Raw genomic sequence first — 20820 nt, forward strand, 5'->3', positions numbered from 1 at the left:
CGACACCACGCGCTTTTTTCGCGCGCCACACTCGCCGCATGGAGCACCTCTGGGACATCTCGCCGCCGGTGCATGCGCAGTCGCCGGTGTTCCCCGGCGACACGCAGTACGCGCAGCAATGGTCCGCGCGCATCGGCCCCGGCTGCCCGGTCAACGTGAGCAGCATCACCACCACGCCGCACGTGGGCGCCCATGCCGACGCCCCGCTGCACTACGACCCGCACGGTGAGCCGATCGGCGCCGTCGACCTCGGGGCCTACCTGGGTCCGTGCCGCGTGATCCACGCCATCGGCCGCGGCCCCCTGGTCCGGTGGGACGACCTGGCGCACGCCACCGACGGCCTGCCGGCGCGCGTGCTGGTGCGCACCTACGAGCGCATGCCGGTCGACCGCTGGGATCCGGAGCTGGCCGCCTTCGACGCCGCCACCATCGAGCGGCTGGCCGACGCCGGCGTGCGGCTGGTCGGCATCGACACGGCCAGCATCGACCCCGCCGCCAGCAAGGACCTGCCCAGCCACCAGGCGGTCCGCCGCCGCGGCCTGCGCGTGCTGGAGAACCTGGTGCTCGACGACGTGCCCGAAGGCGACTACGAACTCATCGCCCTGCCCCTCAAATGGATGACCGCCGACGCCTCGCCCGTGCGCGCCGTGCTGCGCCGGCCATGACCAGCCTGCAGGACTGCCGCGCGCTCGACGCCGTCGACCCGCTGCGCCCCCTGCGCGACCTGTTCGCGCTGCCCGCGGGCGTGATCTACCTGGACGGCAACTCGCTCGGTCCCCTGCCCCGCGCCACGGCGGCCCGCGTCGCCCGCGCGGTGCAGGACGAATGGGGCGAGGGCCTGATCCGGTCCTGGAACAGCGCCGGCTGGTTCGAGCTGCCGGCCCGCATCGGCGACCGCATCGCGCCCTGGATCGGCGCGGCCGCCGGCGAGGTGGTGGCCACCGACACCACCTCGGTCAACCTGTACAAGGTGCTGAGCGCCGCCCTCACGCTGGCCGCCCAGGACGCGCCCAGGCGCCGGGTGGTGGTGAGCGAGCGCAGCAACTTCCCGACCGACCTGTACATCGCCCAGGCGCTGTGCCGCGAGCGCGGCTGCGAACTGCGCCTGGTCGAGGCGGAGGGGATCGCCGCCGCGCTGGACGCCGGCGTGGCCGTCCTGCTGCTGACGCACGTCAACTACCGCACCGGCGCCATGCACGCCATGGCCGACGTCACGGCCCGGGCCCACGCGGCCGGCGCGCTGGCCATCTGGGACCTGGCCCACAGCGCCGGCGCGGTGCCGGTGGACCTGCACGCGGCCGACGCCGACTTCGCCATCGGCTGCGGCTACAAGTACCTCAACGGCGGCCCGGGCGCACCGGCCTTCGCCTGGGTCCATCCGCGCCATGCCGACCGCTTCTGGCAACCGCTGGCCGGCTGGTGGGGCCACGAGGCGCCGTTCGCCTTCACGCCCGAGTACCGGCCGGCGCCGGGCATTGCGCGCTACCTGTGCGGCACGCAGCCGGTGCTGAGCATGACGGCGCTCGGCTGCGGCCTCGAGACGCTGGAGGCCAGCCTGCCGCTCGGCGGGATGGCGGCGCTGCGCCGCAAGTCGCTCGCGCTCACCGACCTGTTCATCGCGCTGGTGGAGCAGCGCTGCGCCGGTGCGGGCCTGCGCCTGGTGACGCCGCGCGGGCACGCCGACCGCGGCTCGCAGGTGTGCCTGGCCCGCGACACCGGGGCCTACGCGCTGGTGCAGGCGCTGATCGCGCGCGGCGTCATCGGCGACTACCGCGCGCCCGACATCCTGCGCTTCGGCTTCACGCCGCTGTACCTGGGCTTCGAGGACGTGTGGCAGGCGGTCGAGCACCTGCGCGAGGTGCTCGCAACCGGCGAGTGGCAGCGCGAGGAATTCAACCGCCAGCAGGCCGTGACATGAGCAACCCGCACGACCACGGCGCGAAGCTGGACTTCAGCGCCTCCATGAGCTACAGCGACTACCTGCAGCTGGACGCCATCCTCGGGGCGCAGAAGCCGCTCTCGCCCGACCACAACGAGATGCTGTTCATCATCCAGCACCAGACCAGCGAGCTGTGGATGAAGCTGATGCTGCACGAGCTGCGCGCCGCCATCGAGGCGGTGGCGAACGACCGGCTGGGCAGTGCCTTCAAGATGCTGGCCCGCGTCTCGCGCATCATGGAGCAGCTGGTGCATGCGTGGGACGTGCTGGCCACCATGACGCCGCCCGAGTACAGCGCCATCCGGCCCTACCTCGCCAGCTCCAGCGGATTCCAGAGCGCCCAGTACCGCTGCATCGAGTTCGCGCTGGGCAACAAGAACCCGGCCATGCTCAAGCCGCACGAGCACCGCCCCGACCTGCTGGCACAGGTGCAGGCGGCGTTCGAGGCCCCCTCGCTGCACGACGAGGCCCTGCGGCTGCTGGCGCGGCGCGGACTGCCCGTCCCGCCGGACTGCGTGGAGCGCGACTGGACGCAACGCCGCCCGGAGAGCCGCGAGGTCGAGCAGGCCTGGCTGGTCGTCTACCGCGATCCCGAGACCTACTGGGACCTGTACCAGCTCGCCGAGGAACTGGTGGACCTGGAAGACGCGTTCCGGCTCTGGCGCTTCCGCCACGTCACCACGGTGGAACGCATCATCGGCTTCAAGCGCGGCACCGGCGGCACCGGGGGCGTGCCCTACCTGCGCCAGATGCTCGACGTGGTGCTGTTCCCCGAGATCTGGCGGCTGCGCACCGACCTGTGACTCAGGTGCCGCGGTAGAGCCAGGGCAGGTCCAGCAGGGGCTCGCCGGCGATGCGCATCGCCAGGTTGCGCGCCAGCCGCAGCGGCCCGGCCGCGTGGAAGATGCGGCCGTTGCGGACGGCGCGCCGCTGCACCCGGGCACAGCGCTCCCAGCGGCCCAGGGCATAGCGGCGCAGCGCGGTGGCCACGTCGATGACCCGGCCGTCGCAGGCGGCCAGCACGCGCTGCAGTTCGGCGGCATCTTCCAGCGCCATGCCGGCGCCCTGCGCGAGGTAGGGCCGCATCGGATGCGCGGCGTCGCCCAGCAGGGCCACGCGCCCGCGCACCATGGCCTCGGCATCGCGCACCGGCGGCCGGTCGTGCACCGGCCACAGCCGCCAGTCGTCGACGGCCTCCAGCAGGGCCTGCAGATCGCGGCAGAGCGGGCGGCTCGCGGCGGCCAGGGCACCGGCCTGCGCGGCATGGTCCCAGCCGACCTCGGCGCGCCCCTCCAGGAAGGCCACCACGTTCAGCGCCTCGCCGGCGCGCACCGGATAGCGAACCAGGTGCATGCCCGGCCCGAGCCAGGCCTCGACCTGCGGGCCACGCAGCGCCGCGGGCAGCCCCGCCATCGGCAGCAGGGCGCGGTAGGCCACCTGCCCGGTGGCCGGCGCCGCGCCGTCGCCCAGCAGCTGCTCGCGCAGGCGGCTCCAGACGCCGTCGGCCACGGCGACCGCATCGCCCTGCGCCACGGCGCCGTCGTCGAATCGCAGCCAGCCGGCATCGGCGTCGCTGGTGACCGCGGCGATGCGGGCGCCGGTGTGCAGCACGGCGCCCGCATCACGCGCCGCCTGCAGCAGGGCCGCCAGCAGGTCGGCGCGGTGGATGGTGAGATAGGGGGACCCGTAGCGCTCCCGCGCCGTGGCGCCCAGGCGCAACGAGCCGAGTTCACGGCCGTCGAGGGCATCGCGCACCGACAGCCGGGGCGGCTCGAACGGCCGCAGTTCCGGGCGCGCCAGCACGCCCCAGGGCTCCAGCACGCGGGTGGCGTTCGGTCCCAGCTGCAGGCCGGCGCCCACCTCGGCGAACCCGGTGGCCTGCTCGTACAGCCGCACCTGCCAGCCCGCGGCGCGCCCGGCCAGGGCCGCGGCCAGGCCGGCGATCCCTCCGCCCGCGACCAGGACATCGTGTTCCACGCGGCGGATTGTGCCCGCGCAGGGGCCGGCGGCAGCCGCTAGGCGAGACCGGCCTCGGGCATCGGGCCGAACAGCAGGTTCATCAGCTCGAGATCGCCGACCGGTTCGCGCTGCGTCACGCCGGCGGGCAGGTGCGCGCGCAGGAAATCACCGACGCTGCTGCGCACGCCGGCATCGCCGGCCACCAGGTCGACCCTCGGGGCGCCGGTTGCGCGCCGCAGGAACTCGACCACACCGGTGGCCAGTTCCATCGCGTGCCGGGCCTTGTCGCCGACCAGCAGCGCCACGCGGTCCGGCGTCCGCAGCGAGTGGTGCACCAGCTCGTGGCCGAAGGCCCGGCGCGCCACCGCCTGGACGCGCAGCTTGCGGCCGCGGAACGCCACGTCGAAGTAGGCCGTGCCGACGTCGTTGCTGCCCGGCTCGCCGTCGGCGAAGCGCCGGTACACCAGCGGGCGGCGGCAACGCTCGGCCAGCCGGCGGGCGATCTCGATCGAGCTCTGGTCGTCCGACGCCAGCAAACCCACCCAGCAGTGGCCGCGCGGCACGTCGCCCACCGGCCCCAGGTTGCAGGGCTCGCTGAGGGCGCGCCAGATCTCGGCCGGCTGGACGTCGGCGGCCACCTGGCGCAGCGCCTCGATGCGGCGCTCGAACTGCTCGGGCGCCTCCGCCCACTGGGTGGTGCTGATGGCCAGCGCCTCGCGCAGCGTCCTCGGTCCGGTGCTGCGGTGGACCAGGCGGGGCGGCTCGTGCAGCGCACTGCGGCGCGAAGGCCGCAGCGCCGCCTCGATCGCTGCCGGCGGGCCCTCCTGCCAGAGCACGTACCAGCCGCCCACGTGGAGCACGGCGCCGCACAGGCCGGGGATCGCACCGGCGCCGCGCACCCGCTGGCGGGCCGCGAACAGCCGCTCCATCGCCGACCCCTGCACCTGCGCACGGCTCGCGCGCACGATGCGGGTGACCGTTTCGCTGTCGGGTTGGGCGGTGGGTGCGGTGGGCCGGGTCGGGCCGTCAGCCACCGGCGACGCCTTCGCGGACGGCAACCCGCGGGACGACGGGCAGGGGGACGGGGACAGGGGCGGCGCGGGCGACGGCCGCGCTGCAGGCAGGAAGGCGGGTCACGGGTACTACGGGCTCCGAAGATGGGAGCCGCGCGCGGTCGGGCGGCTCTTCAGCAGCGGATTTTCCGGACTTGACGTCTTTGATTCCAATGCATGCTGGGCTAGAGTCGATGCGCTGGGTGCATCCCCCATGAACATCCGTCGGCTCCAACACATCGTGGTCCTGGCCGACGAGGGCAATTTCCGCCGCGCCGCGGAACGTGTGCATCTGAGCCAGCCCGCCTTCAGCCGCAGCATCCAGGCCGCCGAGGCGGAACTGGGCCTCAAGCTGTTCGACCGCGGCACCCTGGAGGCCCGAGCGACCCCTGCGGGCGCATTCGTCGTCGAGCGGGCGCGCAGCCTGCTGCAGCAGACCAGCAACCTGGAGCGCGACGTCTCGCTCTACCGCGAACGCGCCATCGGCGACATGACCTTCGGCTGCGGACCCTTCCCGGCCGCTGCGCTGGTTCCGCAGCTGCTGGCCGAGCTGCGCCACCGCTACCCGGCCGTGGGCGTGTGCGTGCAGGTGAGCAATGCCTTCCACCTGCTGGCCAACGTGCGCCACGAGGAGCACGACTTCTTCGTCGCCAACATCGTCGACGTGCCGCGCGACGGCATGTTCCACGTCGAGCGCATCGGCCAGCTGCCCGCCGGCCTCTTCGTGCGGCACGGCCATCCGCTGCTGGCACGCCAGTCGCTGCGGATGGCCGACCTGCTGCCCTACGGCATCGCCACCGGGCGCCTGCCACGCGACACGCTGCTGCGGCTCGGCCGGCTGATGGGGCTGCCGCCGGAGCAGAAGCTGTGGGTGGCGGTGGAATGCGACGACATCCAGCTGCTCAGGCGCATCGCCCTGGACAGCGACACGGCCATCGTCGCCACCCGCGACCAGCTGGCGGACGACCTGGAACACCAGCTCGTCCATGAACTGTTGCCGCACGACATGCCGCCGCACGTGGCCAACCTCGGCATCGTCACCCTGGCCGGCCGCACGCCCTCGCCCGTGGCGGCGTTCGCCATGCAGTTCCTGGCCCAGGTGGCCAAGACCCGCGCGGCAGCTCCGTGATCGTCAGGCAGCCAGCAGTTGCCTGAGCACCTCGCCACGCGGTCGCGTGGCGATTCCTGGGAGAGTGCCTGCGTGCTCAGGCAGCGAGCAGCTGCCTGAGGACAAAAGGCAGGATGCCGCCGTGGCGGTAGTACTGCACCTCGATGGCCGTGTCGATGCGCAGGGTGACGGTGATCTCGCGCCGGGTGCCGTCCGGCCGCACGATGACCACCCGGGCGTCGCTCTGCGGGCGCAGCTGCTCGTCGGGGATGACGTCGACGAACTCCGAGCCGTCCAGCTGCAGCGACTGCCAGGTGTCGCCGCCCTTGAACTGCAGCGGCAGCACGCCCATGCCCACCAGGTTGCTGCGGTGGATGCGCTCGAAGCTGCGCGCCACCACCGCCTTGATGCCCAGCAACTGCGTGCCCTTGGCCGCCCAGTCGCGCGAGGAGCCGGTGCCGTACTCCTCGCCGGCGAAGATGACCGTCGGACGGCCCTGCGCCATGTACTTCATCGCGGCGTCGAAGATGGGCAGCTTCTCGGTGGCGCCCTGCCCGTCGCGGTACAGCGTGAGCCCGCCCTCCTCGCGCGAGCCGTCGGGCAGCGCCGGGATCATCAGGTTCTTGATGCGCACGTTGGCGAAGGTGCCGCGCATCATCACGTCGTGGTTGCCGCGGCGCGCGCCGTAGCTGTTGAAGTCGGGCTTCATCACGCCGTTGGCCAGCAGCCACTGGCCGGCCGGCGAGCTCTCCTTGATCGAGCCCGCCGGCGAGATGTGGTCGGTGGTGATCGAGTCGCCGAACAGGGCCATGATGCGCGCCTGGCGCACCGAGAAGTCCTGCTGCGCGTCATTTGCTGGCGGCTGGGGATCGAACTGCGTGAACAGAGGCGGCTCCGCGATGTAGGTGCTGTGCGGCCAGGCGTAGATCTCGCCCTCCACCCCGCGGATGCCCTGCCACAGCTCGCCGGGCGCCGTCTTCACCTGGGCGTAGTTGTCCCGGTAGGCCTTGCCGTCCATGGCGTACTTCATCAGCTGGTGGATCTCGTCGCTGGACGGCCAGATGTCGCCCAGCCAGACATCCTTGCCGCCATGGCCCTTGCCCACCGGCTCGGTCATCAGGTCGCGCAGCATGGTGCCGGCCAGCGCATAGGCCACCACCAGCGGCGGGCTGGCCAGGAAGTTGGCCTTGATGTTGGGGTGGATGCGGGCCTCGAAGTTGCGGTTGCCCGAGAGGACGGCGGCGCACACCAGGTCGCTCTTGGCGATCGCCTCGTTGATCTCCGAGGCGAGATCGCCCGAGTTGCCGATGCAGGTGGTGCAGCCGTAGCCGGCCACGTTGAACCCCAGCTGCTCCAGGTAGGACAGCAGCCCCGCCTTGCGCAGGTACTCGGTCACGATGCGCGAGCCGGGCGCCAGCGAGGTCTTGATGTGCGGCTGCACGCGCATGCCGGCCTGCACCGCCTTCTTCGCCAGCAGGCCGGCGGCCAGCAGCACGCCGGGGTTGGAGGTGTTGGTGCAGCTGGTGATGGCGGCGATGAGCACGTCGCCGTTGCCGATGGTCACGTGCTGCGGCGCCGACGGTGCCGAGGCCGCCTCCGACTGGGCCGAGGCCAGCGTCGGCTTGTTGGACTCCATCTCGGACTCGGACACCTGCGCCGCCGGCTTGACCGGCGGGCTGGCCGGCACCTTGGTGTCGGGCGTCTCGCCGCCGGCGTGCAGCAGGTGGCGCGTCTGCAGGGTCTCGGACGGCTTGTTGAAGCCGTTCTCGGCCGCCGTGCGCGAGTACAGCACGCGGAACTGCTCGGCAACCTTGCCCAGCTCGATGCGGTCCTGCGGCCGCTTGGGGCCCGACAGGCTGGGCGTGACCTGCCCGAGGTCCAGCTTCACGACCTGCGAGTAGTCGATCTCGCCGGCCAGCGGGATGCCGAACAGCCCCTGGGCGCGGAAGTAGCCCTCGAGCGCATCGATCTCGTCCTTGCTGCGGCCGGTGCCGCGGAAGTAGTCGATGGTCTTCTCGTCGACCGGGAAGAAGCCCATGGTGGCGCCGTACTCGGGCGCCATGTTGGCGATGGTGCCGCGGTCGGGAACGGCCAGCGTGCGCGTGCCCTCGCCGAAGAACTCGACGAACTTTCCCACCACCTTGTGCCTGCGCAGGATCTCGGTGACCGTGAGCACCAGGTCGGTGGCGGTGCAGCCCTCGCGCAGGCGGCCGGTGAGCTCGAAACCCACCACGTCGGGCGTGAGCATGTAGACCGGCTGCCCCAGCATGGCGGCTTCGGCCTCGATGCCGCCCACGCCCCAGCCGACCACGCCGACGCCGTTGATCATGGTGGTGTGGCTGTCGGTGCCCACCAGCGAGTCGGGGTAGTACATGCCGTCGGCCGTGCGGTGCACGCCACGCGCCAGGTACTCCAGGTTGACCTGGTGCACGATGCCGAAACCGGGCGGCACGACGCCGAAGGTCTTGAAGGCCTGCATGCCCCACTTCATGAACTCGTAGCGCTCGCGATTGCGCTGGAATTCGAGCTTCATGTTCAGGTCGAGGGCGTCCTTCGTGCCGTAGTAGTCGACCATCACCGAGTGGTCGACCACGAGATCGACCGGCACCAGCGGTTCGACCCGCGCGGCCGGCTTGCCCAGGCGGGCGGCGGCGCTGCGCATGGCCGCCAGGTCGGCCAGCAGGGGCACGCCGGTGAAGTCCTGCAGCACCACGCGCGCGACCACGAACGGGATCTCCTCGACGCGCTCGGCATTCGGTTTCCAGCTGGCGACCTGGCGCACGTGCTCCGGCGTCACCCGCAGGCCGTCGCAGTTGCGCAGCACGGACTCGAGCACGATGCGCATCGAGACCGGCAGGCGGCGCACGGAGGGGAACTCCTCGGCCAGCGCAGGCAGCGAATAGAAGCTGCCGCCCTTGCGGGTGCCGGCCTGGAAGGTCTTGCGGGTGAAATCGAATGCGTGCGTCATCGGTCCTCCTGCATGTGCGTTCTGGGAGCCGCCGGGGCGGCGTCCCGCCCGGCGAGGGGGACCCATTGTGCCGCCGGCACCCATTCCCGTGCGGCGACGTGGGCTGTCGAGCCAGCCGTCCGTCAGCCGTGCTCGCGCTCGAAGTCCTGCATGTACGCCACCAGGGCGCGCACGCCCTCCAGCGACATCGCGTTGTAGATCGAGGCCCGCATGCCGCCGACGATGCGGTGGCCCTTCAGCTGGATCAGCCCGCGCGCCCTGGCGCCATCGAGGAAGACGCCGTCGAGGGCGGGATCCTTCAGGTGGAACGGCACGTTCATCAGCGAACGGTCGGCCGGCGCCACGCGGTTCTGGAAGTAGCTGCTCTGGTCGAGGAAGTCGTACAGCAGCCGGGCCTTGGCCTTGTTGTGCTCTTCCATGGCCGCCATGCCGCCCAGCGACCGGACGTGCTTGTAGACCAGCCCCGCGATGTAGATCGCGTAGGTGGGCGGCGTGTTGAGCATGGAGTCGGCCTCGGCCTGCAGCTGGTAGTTGAAGGCCGACGGCGTGATCGGCAGCGCGTGGCCCAGCAGGTCGTCGCGCACGATCACGATGGTCACGCCCGAGGGGCCCATGTTCTTCTGCGCGCCGGCATAGATCAGGCCGTAGCGCGAGACGTCGATGGGGCGCGACAGGATGTCGGACGACATGTCGGCCACCAGCGGCACGCCCCCCGTGTCGGGGGTCCCGTGGTACTGCACGCCGCCGATGGTCTCGTTCGAGCAGATGTGGACGTAGGACGCCTGGGGATCGAGCGTCCAGGTGTCGCGCGGGGGAATGGATGTGAAACCTGTGGCTTCGCTGCTGGCGGCCACGGCGACGCGGCCATAGGTGCGCGCCTCGGTCAGCGACCGCACCGACCAGTCGCCGGTCACCACGTAGTCGGCCTTGCCGGTGCGGCCGATCAGGTTCATGGGGACGATGGCGTTCTCCGCGATCGCGCCACCCTGGAGGAACAGCACCTTGTAGTTGGCGGGGATCGCCAGCAACTCGCGCAGCGTGGCCTCGGTCTCGGCATGGATGCCCATGAACTCCTTGCCACGGTGGCTCATCTCCATGACCGACATGCCGCTGCCCCGCCAGTCGAGCATCTCGTCGGCGGCTTGCCGCAGGACGGCTTCGGGCAGGGTGGCGGGACCGGGGGAGAAATTGAAGACGCGGGGCATGGCTGTCGGACGGGAGAGGGGCCGACAGCATACAAGAGGGGCGCGGCCCACCCCCTGGCACCGGCATCAGGCCGGCACGGGCGCGCGCAGCGCGCGCCATCCCTGCCCCTGCAGGGCCGCCAGCACCAGCACCGTGGCGGCCTGGGCCGCCACCCACGCCAGCCCCAGGGCGGTCGGGCGGACGGCGCCGGAAGCCAGCAGCGCGGCACTGGCCAGCGCCCAGCCCACGTTGCCCGCCGCGAAGGCCACCACCAGCGGCAGCGGCAACCGGGGCCGGCCCGCGGTCCAACCGACCGCCAGGGCGTAGAGGGCCAGGAACAGGCCGGTGCCCAGCAGCAGCGCGCGCGGCAGGCCCAACAGGCCCGCGAGCAGGTCGGGCGCGGCCAGTTGGGCCGCCGCGCAGGCAAGGCAGGAGGCGGCGTCGGCCCACAGGACGCGGCGCAGGAAGGTGGTGGCAGCGGATTCGGACATGGAAGGCTCCTTGGTTGGGGTGTCCGGATGCTCGCGGCCGGCGCGCGCCGGTTCCATGACGTCCGAGGTCATGGATCTGCCCGCGCCAGCGCCTAGGATGGATGCATGAGCCTGACCGCCGCCCTCCCCCACCGCTCCGGTCCCCAGCCCTTCGGCGCCCACCTGCGCCAGTGGCGCCAGCAGCGCCGCCTGAGCCAGCAGGGCCTGGCCGAGGAGGCCGAGATCTCGACCCGCCATCTCAGCTTCGTGGAGACCGGGCGTGCGATGCCGAGCCGCGAGATGGTGCTGCGGCTGGCCGAGCGCCTGCAGGTGCCGCTGCGCGAGCGCAATGCCATGCTGGTGGCGGCCGGCTACGCGCCCATGTACCGCGAGCGGCCGCTGGGCGATCCCGCCATGGCCCCGGCGCGGGCGGCGGTCGAGCGCATCCTGGCGGCCCACGAGCCCTGGCCGGCGCTGGCCGTCGACCGGCACTGGAACCTGGTCGCGCACAACCGGGTGCTGCCCCACCTGCTGGCCGGCATCGAGGCGTCGCTGCTGCAGCCGCCGGTCAACGTGCTGCGCCTGAGCCTCCATCCCCAGGGCCTGGCCCCGCGCATCGTGAACCTGGCGCAATGGCGCGAGCACCTGTTCGAGCGCCTGCGCCAGCAGGTGCAGGCCACCGGCGACGGCGCGCTGGCGGCACTGCTGGCCGAGCTGCGGGCCCTGCCGCCGGCGGCCGTTGCGCCCGACGTGCGGCTGGAGGGCGAACACCTCGGGGTCGCCCTGCCCTTGCAGCTGCGCCTGCCGGATGGCCGCGTGCTCGGGCTCCTGAGCACGACCACCGTGTTCGGCACCGCCGTCGACGTGACGGTGCAGGAGCTGACGCTGGAGACCTTCTTCCCGGTGGACGAGGAGTCGGCGCAGGCGCTGCGCCAGCTGGCGGGCGCGTAGCCGGGCTCAGGCGTTCAGCGCGCGGTCGAGGTCGGCGTAGGCCTTGTCGCCCACGGCTTCGCGGATGCGCGGCGCGAGCTCGCGCAGCTGCTCGAAATTGGTCGCGCCTTCCACCGCCAGGTTGAGGCGGAAGCCGCGCAGCCCCAGGCCGGCGGTGAGGCGGGTGGCAACCGGGTAGGCCTCCTGGTAGCGCTGCTGCGCCGTCCGGTCGGAGACCGGGGCGGCTGCAGCGGGCGTGGCTGCCGCCGGTGCGGGCCCCGCCGGCTCGAGCAGGTTCTCTTGCAGCAGGTGGTCGATGTCCTCGCGCGTGACGCCGACCGAGGCCGTGGCGGCGAGGACCTGGTCGACCGTGTTGCGCCCGTCGCAGAGGATGAAGGCCGCGCGCTGCCTGGGCGTCAGCGGCACCGAGCGGTCCTTCAGGACGCGCTGGCCCAGGTCTGTCTTCGCAAGTTTCATGGCGCCTCGCGGGGGCCCGCCCCGTCGGGCCCATGGCCGGATGATGGCCCTGCGCCGACCACCCTTCGCTAGGGTGATCCCTGAGCGTTGCGCGCCGGCGTCAGCCGACGCGGACGGCTGCTGCGTCGTCCGGCGCCACGGCGGCCACCTGGATCTGCTGCTCGAACGCGCGCAGCCGCTTGTAGACCGACATCAGTTCGACCACCGTGCTCCAGCTGAGGACGAGGAACTGGAACGCGCTCTCGACCCGCCCGAACGCGCGCACGATCTGCTGCATGACGCCCAGGGTGATGACGCCGCCGACCACCGTGGGGCCGAGCGCGATGTAGGGAACCATCACGCCGGCCTGGATGTACGACCACTTCGCCACGTCGAAGTACAGGTAGTGGAAGAACAGCCGGAAGTAGTTGGTGCGCACGTCCCCGAACAGCCGCTGCGTGACCGGCGGCGTGGCGTGCGCGGGATCGTCCTCGCCGTAGACCAGCTCCTTGCGGTAGGCCGCCTCGACGCGCTGGTTCTGGAACTGCAGGCCCGGCAGCTTGATGCCCACCAGCGCCAGCAGCAGCGTGCCCGCCAGCGCCCAGGCGATGGCCACCCAGACCAGCGAATACGGGATGGTGCCGAACCAGGGCAGCTCGGTGATCTTGCCCGAGAGGGTGGCCAGGATGGGCACGAACGCGAACAGCACCATCAGGCTGCGCATGAAGTCGATGCCCAGGCCTTCCATGATGCCGGCAAAGCGCATCGTGTCCTCCTGCACCCGCTGGGCCGCGCCCTCGATGTGGCGCAGCTTGTCCCAGTGCGCCATGTAGTACTCGTTCATCGCCTGGCGCCAGCGGAAGATGTAGTGCTTGACGAAGAAGTCCAGTACCACGGCGATGGTGACGTAGACCATGGCGATGCGCAGGAACGTCGCCAGCTGGCCCCAGTAGGCGTCCATGCCGATGGCGCCGGGCTTGCCCAGCGCCTTCTGCAGCAGGTCGTAGAAGGTGCCGAACCATTCGTTGATCTGCACGTCGAGTTGCACCCGGTACCAGGTGGCGAACAGGATCAGCGCCGAGCCCAGGAGCGACCAGGGCCACCAGCGGCGCGACAGGAAGAACGACTTGAACATGCGGGCACCTCGGGGGGATCGTCGTCGCATGCTAACCGCGACGCGGGCCCGGGCGGGCCGCACGGCCGCTGTCGGAGCGGCCCCACAGCAGCCGGTGCCACCTTCCGACGCCGGCCCCGGGCCACCGGGCTCCACCATGGCAAGCGACGTCACCAAGACGAAAGGACAAGCATGAGCAAGGAGAAATCGGCCCACGACCGCCTGTGGGACATGATCAAGGACATCCGCTTCGGGATGCTGACCCACCGCCATCCGGAGGGCGGGCTGCACGCGCACCCGCTGACCACGCAGAACAAGGAGCTCGGCCCCAAGGGCATCCTGTACTTCTTCGTCAGCCGCAAGACGGAACTGGGCCAGCGCCTGCGCGCCGACGGCAACGTCGGCCTGTCGTACGGCGATCCGAACAAGGATGTCTGGGTGTCGATCAGCGGCACGGCCCGCATCAGCGAGGACCGCGACGCCATCGAGCGCCTGTTCAACCCCATGGCCAAGGCCTGGTTCCCGGGCGGCGCCACCGATCCCGACCTGGAACTGGTGGAGGTGCACATCGACCACGCCGAGTACTGGGACGTGAAGGAGAGCAAGCCCACGCAGCTCTTCAAGATGGCCGCCGCGGCCGTGAGCGGCAAGAAGCCGCAGTTGGGCGAGCACCGGGAAGTCGCGGTGTAGAGCGGACGCGCAAAAAGACAAGGGCCGCGCATGCGGCCCTTGTCCTGTGGGGCGCCGGACGCCCGGCGTCCGGCGCTCAGGCTCCCGTCACGCCGGCACGGCGTCGGCCACCTTCCGGAAGTCGTCGATCTGGTCGAAGTTCATGTACTGGTAGATGGTGTCGCCGTGGGCGTTGAGCACGCCGACGTCGGCCATGTACTCCTCGCGCGTGGGGATGCGGCCCAGGCGCGAGCAGATGGCGGCCAGCTCGGCGCTGCCGAGGTACACGAAAGTGTTCTTGCCCAGCCGGTTGGGGAAGTTGCGCGTGCTGGTGGACATCACCGTCGCACCCTCGCGCACCTGCGCCTGGTTGCCCATGCACAGCGAGCAGCCCGGCATCTCCATGCGTGCGCCGGCGGTGCCGAGCACGCCGTAGTGGCCTTCCTCGGTCAGCTGCTTCTGGTCCATCTTGGTCGGCGGCGCCACCCACAGCTTGACCGGGATGTCGCGCTTGCCTTCGAGCAGCTTGGACGCGGCGCGGAAGTGGCCGATGTTGGTCATGCACGAACCGATGAACACCTCGTCGATCTTGGCGCCGGCGACGTCGGACAGCGTCTTCACGTCGTCCGGGTCGTTCGGGCAGGCCACGATGGGCTCGTGCACGTCGGCCAGGTCGATCTCGATGACGGCGGCGTACTCGGCGTCGGCATCGCGCTCGAGCAGCTGCGGGTTCTTCAGCCAGGCTTCCTGCGCGGCGATGCGGCGGGCCAGCGTGCGGCCGTCGGCGTAGCCGTTGGCGATCATCCAGCGCATCAGCGTGATGTTGCTGTTGATGTACTCGACGATCGGCTCCTTGTTCAGGTGCACCGTACAGGCCGCGGCGGAGCGCTCGGCCGATGCGTCGGACAGCTCGAACGCCTGTTCCACCTTCAGGTCGGGCAGGCCCTCGATCTCGAGGATGCGGCCGGAGAAGATGTTCTTCTTGCCGGCCTTGGCGACCGTCAGCAGGCCCTGCTTGATGGCATACAGCGGGATCGCGTTGACCAGGTCGCGCAGCGTGACGCCGGGCTGCATTTTGCCCTTGAAGCGCACCAGCACCGACTCGGGCATGTCCAGCGGCATGACGCCGGTGGCGGCCGCGAAGGCCACCAGGCCGGAGCCGGCCGGGAAGCTGATGCCGATCGGGAAGCGGGTGTGCGAGTCGCCGCCGGTGCCCACGGTGTCGGGCAGCAGGAAGCGGTTGAGCCAGCTGTGGATGACGCCGTCGCCGGGACGCAGCGCCACGCCGCCGCGGGTGGCCATGAAGTCGGGCAGCTCGTGGTGCATCTTCACGTCGACCGGCTTCGGGTAGGCGGCGGTGTGGCAGAACGACTGCATCACCAGGTCGGCGCTGAAGCCCAGGCAGGCCAGGTCCTTCAGCTCGTCGCGGGTCATGGGGCCGGTGGTGTCCTGCGAGCCGACCGAGGTCATGCGCGGTTCGCAGTAGGTGCCCGGGCGGATGCCCTTGCCTTCCGGCAGGCCGCAGGCACGGCCGACCATCTTCTGCGCCAGCGTGTAGCCCTTGCCGCTGTCCTTGGGGGCCTGGGGCAGGCGGAACAGGGTGGACGGCGGCAGGCCCAGCGACTCGCGCGCCTTGGCCGTCAGGCCGCGGCCGACGATCAGGGGAATGCGGCCGCCGGCGCGCACCTCGTCGAACAGCACGTCGCTCTTGACCTGGAAGGTCGCGACCACCTCGCCGTTCTTGAGCGCCTTGCCCTCGTAGGGGCGCAGCTCGATGGCGTCGCCCATCTCCATCTTCGAGACGTCCAGCTCGATCGGCAGCGCGCCGGCGTCTTCCATCGTGTTGTAGAAGATCGGGGCGATCTTGCTGCCCAGGCAGACGCCGCCGAACTTCTTGTTCGGCACGAAGGGGATGTCCTCGCCGGTCCACCACAGCACGCTGTTGGTGGCCGACTTGCGCGACGAGCCGGTACCCACCACGTCGCCCACGTAGGCGATGAGGCGGCCCTTGGCCTTGAGCTCCTGCAGCAGCTTCATGGGGCCGCGCTTGCCCTCCTCGTCGGGGACGATGCCCGGGCGCGGGTTCTTCAGCATCGCCAGCGCATGCAGCGGAATGTCGGGGCGGCTCCAGGCATCGGGCGCGGGCGACAGGTCGTCGGTGTTGGTCTCGCCGGACACCTTGAACACCGTCAGCTGCATGCTCTGGGGCACTTCCGGGCGGCTGGTGAACCACTCGGCATCGGCCCAGCTCTGCAGCACGGCCCTGGCGTTGGCGTTGCCCTTGTCGGCCTTTTCCTTGACGTCGTGGAACTGGTCGAACATCAGCAGCGTCTTCTTCAGCGCATCGGCGGCCGCGGCGCCGACCTCGGCGTCCTCGAGCAGGTCGATCAGCGGGCTGATGTTGTAGCCGCCCAGCATGGTGCCCAGCAGTTCGGTGGCCTTGGCACGGCTGATGACCAGGCACTTCTCGGTGCCGTGCGCCACGGCCGCCAGGTAGCTGGCCTTGACCTTGGCCGCGTCATCGACGCCGGCGGGCACCCGGTTGGTGATGAGGTCGAGCAGGAACTCGGCCTCGCCGGACGACGGGTTCTTCAGCAGTTCGATCAGGCTGGCGGTCTGCTGGGCGTTGAGCGGCAGGGGCGGGATGCCCAGCGCGGCGCGCTCGGCGACGTGGGCGACGTAGGCTTGCAACATGCGGTTCTCCGTGTCGGTCTCTGGATCAGTTGGTGGTCTTGGGGGCGGCGGGCGGCGGCGAAGCAGGGTCCGTGCCCGCCGGCGGCGCGGCGGCGGCCGGGTCGGCCGCGGGGGCCGATGCGGCGGGCCGGGGGGCGTCCAGGATGCTGGGGCGCGGGTTCTTCTTCAGCTCGTCGGCCATGGTGACCTGCTGCGGGCTCTGGCACTCGTCGGCCAAGCGCTGGCCGAGCTTCTGGCTCATGAGCATGGACTTGTTGCCCAGCTGCAGCCACATGGCGCCGCGCTTGGCATCCTCGAGGCGGATGGCGCCGGTGCGGCTTTCCACCGGATGCATCACGAAGCGGTAGCCCTTGGTGGTGACGACGAAGATCCCGTCGCGCCTGGCGGCCCGCACCCGCACGGTGGCACCCAGCTCGCACGGGATGTCACCGACGAACACCTGCTTGGCGACGTCCAGGTCGGAGGGAGTGAGCGTCACGCTCGGGTCGTCGTCGATCGGCGTCGCCTCCTCCACCGCCTTCTGGGCCGAGCGGGCCAGGGCCGGCTTGCCCGCGGGCTTGGCGGCGGGCTTGGCCGGTGCGGCGGCCTTCTCGGCCGGCTTGGCCGGCTGGGTCTGCGCGAGGGCCGGGGCGCCGGCAACCAGCGCGAGCGCCAGGAGGATGGGGGACAGGGGGTACTGCATGGGGACTCCGGTGGGGGGAACGGCGCTCAGGCGAACCACGCCTGCGCCTCGGTGGGGAGCTGCCGCCCGGTCTGGTGCGCCCGTTCGAGCACCTGCCAGTGGAACCGGTAGCTCGCCCGGTCGTGCAACTTGCCGTCGAAGCTGATCGGGGCCCAGCCCGCGTCGCGGGCGGCCAGCAGCATGCGCACGGCCTGGTCGATGGCTCCCTCGCTGGGCGACAGCGCTTCCAGGATGGGGCGGATCTGGTCCGGGTGGATGCTCCACATCCGGGTGTAGCCGAACTCGTTGGCGGCGCGGCGCGCGGCCGCGGCCATGGCGGCCTTGTCCTTGAACTCGGTGACCACGCAGTGCGAGGGCACCTTGCCGTGCGCGTGGCAGGCGGAGGCGATCTCCAGCTTCGCGCGCACCACCAGCGGGTGCGTGAACTGGCCCTGCACGCCCATCCCTTCCTCGGGGATGGCGCCGCCGTGCGCCGAGACGAAGTCCATCAGGCCGAAACTGAGCGACTGCACGCGCGGATGGGCGGCGATGTCGAAGGCGCGGTGGACGGCGGCCGGCGATTCGACCAGCGCCTGCAGCGGCAGCTGCGGCGCGCCGGCGGCGTCGAGCGCACGCGCGGCGGTGTCGATGTCGGCGACGGTCTCGACCTTGGGCACCATCACGTGGCACAGGCGGGCGCCGGCGCGGCCGACGATGGCCTGCACGTCGGCCTCGAAGGCCGGGTGGTCGACCGGATGCACGCGCACCGCGACGCGAGCGCCGGGCGCGGCGCCCAGCGCCAGCTCGGTGACCAGCGCCGCATGCTCGGCCTCGCCGCCCACCGGGGCGCCGTCCTCGCAGTCGAGGGTGACGTCGAACACGCAGGCGCCGAACTCCTGCGTCATCTCGGCCTGCGTCTGCAGGCTCTTGCGCATCCTCGCCTCGACGCCGCTGTAATGGTCGCAAACGGGCAACTGGCCGGTGCGCGCCTGGGCGCCGAGGAGGATGTCTCTGGGATGCAAGGCAGGTTGGGCGTGGAGGGGCGGGGGGCGGCCTGTGGGGTCCGCGACCGGCGCCGGGCGCCGGACGCGGAGCCTGTCAGACCAGGTGGGCGACGCCGGCCTGCTCGTCCTGCAGTTCCTTCAGCGTCTTGTTGATGCGGTCCTGGCTGAAGGCGTCGATCTCGAGGCCCTTGACGATCTCGTACTTGCCGTTGGCGGTGGTGACCGGGAAGCCGAACATGACGTCCTTGGGGATGCCGTAGTCGCCGTTGGACGGCACGCCCATGGTGACCCACTTGCCGTTGGTGCCCAGGGCCCAGTCGCGCATGTGGTCGATGGCGGCGTTGGCGGCCGAGGCGGCCGACGACAGGCCGCGCGCCTCGATGATGGCGGCGCCGCGCTTGCCCACGGTGGGCAGGAACACGTCGGCGTTCCAGGCCTGGTCGTTGATCAGGTCCTTGACCGCCTTGCCGCCCACGGTGGCGAAGCGGTAGTCGGCGTACATGGTGGGCGAGTGGTTGCCCCAGACGGTGAGCTTCTCGATGTCGGCGACGGCGACCTTGGCCTTGGCGGCAACCTGCGACAGGGCGCGGTTGTGGTCCAGGCGCAGCATGGCGGTGAAGTTCTCGCGCGGCAGGCTGGGCGCGCTCTTCATGGCGATGTAGGCGTTGGTGTTGGCCGGGTTGCCGACCACCAGCACCTTGACGTTGCGGCTGGCGACCTTGTCGAGCGCCTTGCCCTGGGCCGTGAAGATGGCGCCGTTGACGGCCAGCAGCTCGGCACGCTCCATGCCCGGGCCGCGCGGACGCGAGCCGACCAGCAGCGCGTAGTCGGTGTCCTTGAACGCGGTCATGGGATCGCTGTGCGCCTCCATGCCGGCCAGCAGCGGGAACGCGCAGTCGTCGAGTTCCATCATCACGCCCTTGAGCGCCTTCTGGGCCTTCTCGTCGGGGATCTCGAGCAGTTGCAGGATGACCGGCTGGTCCTTGCCCAGCATCTCACCGGAGGCAATGCGGAAAAGCAGGGCGTAACCGATCTGGCCGGCGGCGCCGGTGACGGCGACGCGAACGGGCTTCTTGCTCATGGGGGTTCTCCGAAAGAAGGTTGGCGGATGGTGCTGCGCCGGCAGGCGCCGGCACTGTGGCGGGCCGTGCGGCCCCGGGGGCGGAGCCCCCGCAAAACAGGCGCGGAGTGTACCCGCGTTCGAAGGGGCCGGTCAATTTGTCTTATGTCTTATATAAGATATCATGTCGGCCTTCCCGAGCACCCCGCCGACATGCCCGCCACCCCCCTGCCGGACGCCGCCGCGCCGGCCGCCGAAGGCCCCGGCCATCCGGCCTTCAGCCCGCTGTACCAGCAGATCAAGGGCCTCATCCTGCAGAGCCTGGAGACGGGCGAATGGAAGCCCGGCGAGGCGATCCCGAGCGAGCTGGACCTGGCCGCGCGCTACCGCGTCAGCCAGGGCACGGTGCGCAAGGCGATCGACGAACTGGCCGCCGGCAACCTGCTGGTGCGCCGCCAGGGCAAGGGCACCTTCGTGGCCACCCATGCCGAGCAGCACGTGCAGTACCGCTTCCTGCGGCTGGCGCCCGACAGTGGCGAGCGCGACGCGGAAGGCCCGGCCGAGCGCCGCATCCTGGAGTGCCGGCGCGTGCGTGCGCCGGCCGAGGTGGCTCGTCCGCTCGGCCTGCGCGCCGGCGATGCGGTGGTGCAGGTGCGCCGCGTGCTGGCGTTCTCGGGCGTGCCCACCATCCTGGAAGACCTGTGGCTGCCCGGTGCCGCATTCAAGGGACTGGCCGCCGACCGCATGGCCAGCTTCCAGGGTGCCACCTACGCGATGTTCGAGCTCGAATTCGGCGTGCGCATGGTGCGCGCCGAGGAGAAACTGCGCGCCGTCGCCGCCGATGCGCAGCAGGCCGAACTGCTGGCCGTCGCGCCCGGCGCGCCGCTCCTGAGCGTGGAACGCGTGGCCTACACGTACAACGACGTGCCGATGGAACTGCGGCGCGGCCTCTACCGCACCGACAACCACCATTACCGCAATGACCTGAGTTGAGAGCCTGCCCTCTAGCGCAACCTGCGTGTCAGGTTGTTGCATTGCAATAGAATTTTGGGTTGCCCGGACTGACGGGCAACACGACGAGCGCGTCCCGCGACCCCAAGAGAAAGTCCACATCCCATGCCTGTAGCCCAGAAGCGGCCGGAGTTCCGGAACATCAACGCCCTGCGCGACCTGCCCACCTACCGCCTGCCGGCGCCGGGCTGGGTCTCCATCCTGCACCGCGTGAGCGGCGTCCTGATGTTCGCGCTGCTGCCGTTCATCATCTGGATGTTCGACACGTCCCTGTCTTCCGAGTACTCCTTCGCCCGCTTCCGCTCCGCCTTCAGCACCGGCATCGGCTTCGTCCCGGGCTGGTTCGTCAAGCTGGTGGCACTGGCCCTGATCTGGGCCTACCTGCACCACTTCACCGCCGGCGTGCGCCACCTGTGGATGGACATGAGCCACAGCGCCACCAACAAGCAGTTCGGCAGCACGTCTGCCAAGGTCACCCTGGTGCTGGCGGTCCTGCTGACCGTCGTGCTAGGGCTGAAGCTGTTCGGCGTCTACTGATCA

At 71.0% G+C, this 20820-nt stretch carries 19 protein-coding genes; 8 read left to right on the top strand and 11 right to left on the bottom strand.

The genetic code is table 11. The features are described from left to right. Positions 1-38: 38 nt before the first annotated feature. Genes kynB through kynA form a run of 3 tightly spaced genes read left to right on the top strand, consistent with a single transcriptional unit; the run spans position 39 to position 2742 of the window. A complete protein-coding gene (kynB, locus tag GON04_RS06410) occupies positions 39-665 on the top strand; it encodes an arylformamidase (protein ID WP_157397109.1) in 627 nt (208 codons plus the stop codon). Continuing rightward, complete coding sequence (gene kynU / locus GON04_RS06415) at positions 662-1918, top strand: kynureninase (protein ID WP_157397110.1); 1257 nt, start codon at positions 662-664, stop codon at positions 1916-1918. The genes kynB and kynU overlap by 4 nt, the downstream gene beginning before the upstream one ends. Further along, the gene (gene kynA / locus GON04_RS06420; protein WP_157397111.1) at positions 1915-2742 is read left to right on the top strand and encodes a tryptophan 2,3-dioxygenase; all 828 of its coding nucleotides are present in this window, start codon (positions 1915-1917) and stop codon (positions 2740-2742) included. The genes kynU and kynA overlap by 4 nt, the downstream gene beginning before the upstream one ends. Position 2743: 1 nt before the next feature. Here the strand turns inward: kynA and GON04_RS06425 are convergent, their stop codons facing one another. Both GON04_RS06425 and GON04_RS26555 read right to left on the bottom strand, forming a co-directional pair. Beyond that, on the bottom strand, positions 2744-3916 hold the full coding sequence (locus tag GON04_RS06425) for an FAD-dependent monooxygenase (protein ID WP_181653917.1): 1173 nt from the start codon (positions 3914-3916) through the stop codon (positions 2744-2746). A 38-nt stretch (positions 3917-3954) separates the two neighbouring features. Then, positions 3955-4932 carry a hypothetical protein gene (locus tag GON04_RS26555; RefSeq protein WP_181653918.1) on the bottom strand — a complete coding sequence of 326 codons (978 nt, stop codon included), beginning with the start codon at positions 4930-4932 and terminating at the stop codon, positions 3955-3957. A gap of 232 nt (positions 4933-5164) precedes the next feature. On the opposite strand from GON04_RS26555, the gene GON04_RS26560 reads away from it, so the two are divergent. After that, entirely contained in the window at positions 5165-6079 is a 915-nt protein-coding gene (locus GON04_RS26560; RefSeq protein ID WP_181653919.1) for a LysR family transcriptional regulator, read from the top strand. Between the two features lie 76 nt (positions 6080-6155). On the opposite strand, the gene GON04_RS06440 is transcribed toward GON04_RS26560, so the two are convergent. From GON04_RS06440 to GON04_RS06450, 3 genes are all read right to left on the bottom strand, one after another. After that, positions 6156-9026: an aconitate hydratase gene (locus GON04_RS06440; RefSeq protein ID WP_157397114.1), complete on the bottom strand. Its 2871-nt coding sequence runs from the start codon at positions 9024-9026 to the stop codon at positions 6156-6158. A 122-nt stretch (positions 9027-9148) separates the two neighbouring features. Then, entirely contained in the window at positions 9149-10231 is a 1083-nt protein-coding gene (gene serC, locus GON04_RS06445) for a 3-phosphoserine/phosphohydroxythreonine transaminase (protein WP_157397115.1), read from the bottom strand. 66 nt (positions 10232-10297) lie between these two features. Beyond that, complete coding sequence (locus GON04_RS06450; protein WP_157397116.1) at positions 10298-10702, bottom strand: hypothetical protein; 405 nt, start codon at positions 10700-10702, stop codon at positions 10298-10300. A 105-nt stretch (positions 10703-10807) separates the two neighbouring features. Here GON04_RS06450 and GON04_RS06455 point away from each other — a divergent pair, with 105 nt between their 5' ends. Further along, positions 10808-11632: a helix-turn-helix domain-containing protein gene (locus tag GON04_RS06455; protein WP_157397117.1), complete on the top strand. Its 825-nt coding sequence runs from the start codon at positions 10808-10810 to the stop codon at positions 11630-11632. A gap of 6 nt (positions 11633-11638) precedes the next feature. Here the strand turns inward: GON04_RS06455 and GON04_RS06460 are convergent, their stop codons facing one another. Together GON04_RS06460 and sbmA are read right to left on the bottom strand one after the other, a co-directional pair. Beyond that, positions 11639-12088, bottom strand: coding sequence for a hypothetical protein (locus GON04_RS06460; RefSeq protein WP_157397118.1), 450 nt, complete (start codon positions 12086-12088; stop codon positions 11639-11641). Between the two features lie 100 nt (positions 12089-12188). Continuing rightward, on the bottom strand, positions 12189-13202 hold the full coding sequence (gene sbmA, locus GON04_RS06465) for a peptide antibiotic transporter SbmA (RefSeq protein WP_157397119.1): 1014 nt from the start codon (positions 13200-13202) through the stop codon (positions 12189-12191). A 171-nt stretch (positions 13203-13373) separates the two neighbouring features. Between sbmA and GON04_RS06470 the strand changes: the two genes are divergently transcribed. Continuing rightward, complete coding sequence (locus GON04_RS06470; RefSeq protein WP_157397120.1) at positions 13374-13871, top strand: pyridoxamine 5'-phosphate oxidase family protein; 498 nt, start codon at positions 13374-13376, stop codon at positions 13869-13871. An 87-nt stretch (positions 13872-13958) separates the two neighbouring features. Here GON04_RS06470 and GON04_RS06475 read toward each other — a convergent pair whose 3' ends face one another. The 4 genes from GON04_RS06475 to GON04_RS06490 form a co-directional block, all read right to left on the bottom strand. Beyond that, positions 13959-16544: a bifunctional aconitate hydratase 2/2-methylisocitrate dehydratase gene (locus GON04_RS06475; RefSeq protein WP_157397121.1), complete on the bottom strand. Its 2586-nt coding sequence runs from the start codon at positions 16542-16544 to the stop codon at positions 13959-13961. A gap of 25 nt (positions 16545-16569) precedes the next feature. Further along, positions 16570-17226, bottom strand: a complete 657-nt coding sequence (locus GON04_RS06480) for a hypothetical protein (protein ID WP_157397122.1) — start codon at positions 17224-17226, stop codon at positions 16570-16572. 26 nt (positions 17227-17252) lie between these two features. Beyond that, entirely contained in the window at positions 17253-18227 is a 975-nt protein-coding gene (locus GON04_RS06485) for an HpcH/HpaI aldolase/citrate lyase family protein (protein ID WP_232532946.1), read from the bottom strand. A 76-nt stretch (positions 18228-18303) separates the two neighbouring features. Further along, positions 18304-19290: a malate dehydrogenase gene (locus GON04_RS06490; protein ID WP_157397123.1), complete on the bottom strand. Its 987-nt coding sequence runs from the start codon at positions 19288-19290 to the stop codon at positions 18304-18306. Between the two features lie 192 nt (positions 19291-19482). On the opposite strand from GON04_RS06490, the gene GON04_RS06495 reads away from it, so the two are divergent. After that, on the top strand, positions 19483-20262 hold the full coding sequence (locus GON04_RS06495; protein ID WP_157397124.1) for a GntR family transcriptional regulator: 780 nt from the start codon (positions 19483-19485) through the stop codon (positions 20260-20262). 123 nt (positions 20263-20385) lie between these two features. After that, complete coding sequence (sdhC, locus tag GON04_RS06500) at positions 20386-20817, top strand: succinate dehydrogenase, cytochrome b556 subunit (RefSeq protein ID WP_157397125.1); 432 nt, start codon at positions 20386-20388, stop codon at positions 20815-20817. The last annotated feature ends 3 nt before the right edge of the window (positions 20818-20820 follow it).

Origin of the sequence: Ramlibacter pinisoli (assembly GCF_009758015.1) — a bacterium.
Taxonomy (GTDB): domain Bacteria; phylum Pseudomonadota; class Gammaproteobacteria; order Burkholderiales; family Burkholderiaceae_C; genus Ramlibacter; species Ramlibacter pinisoli.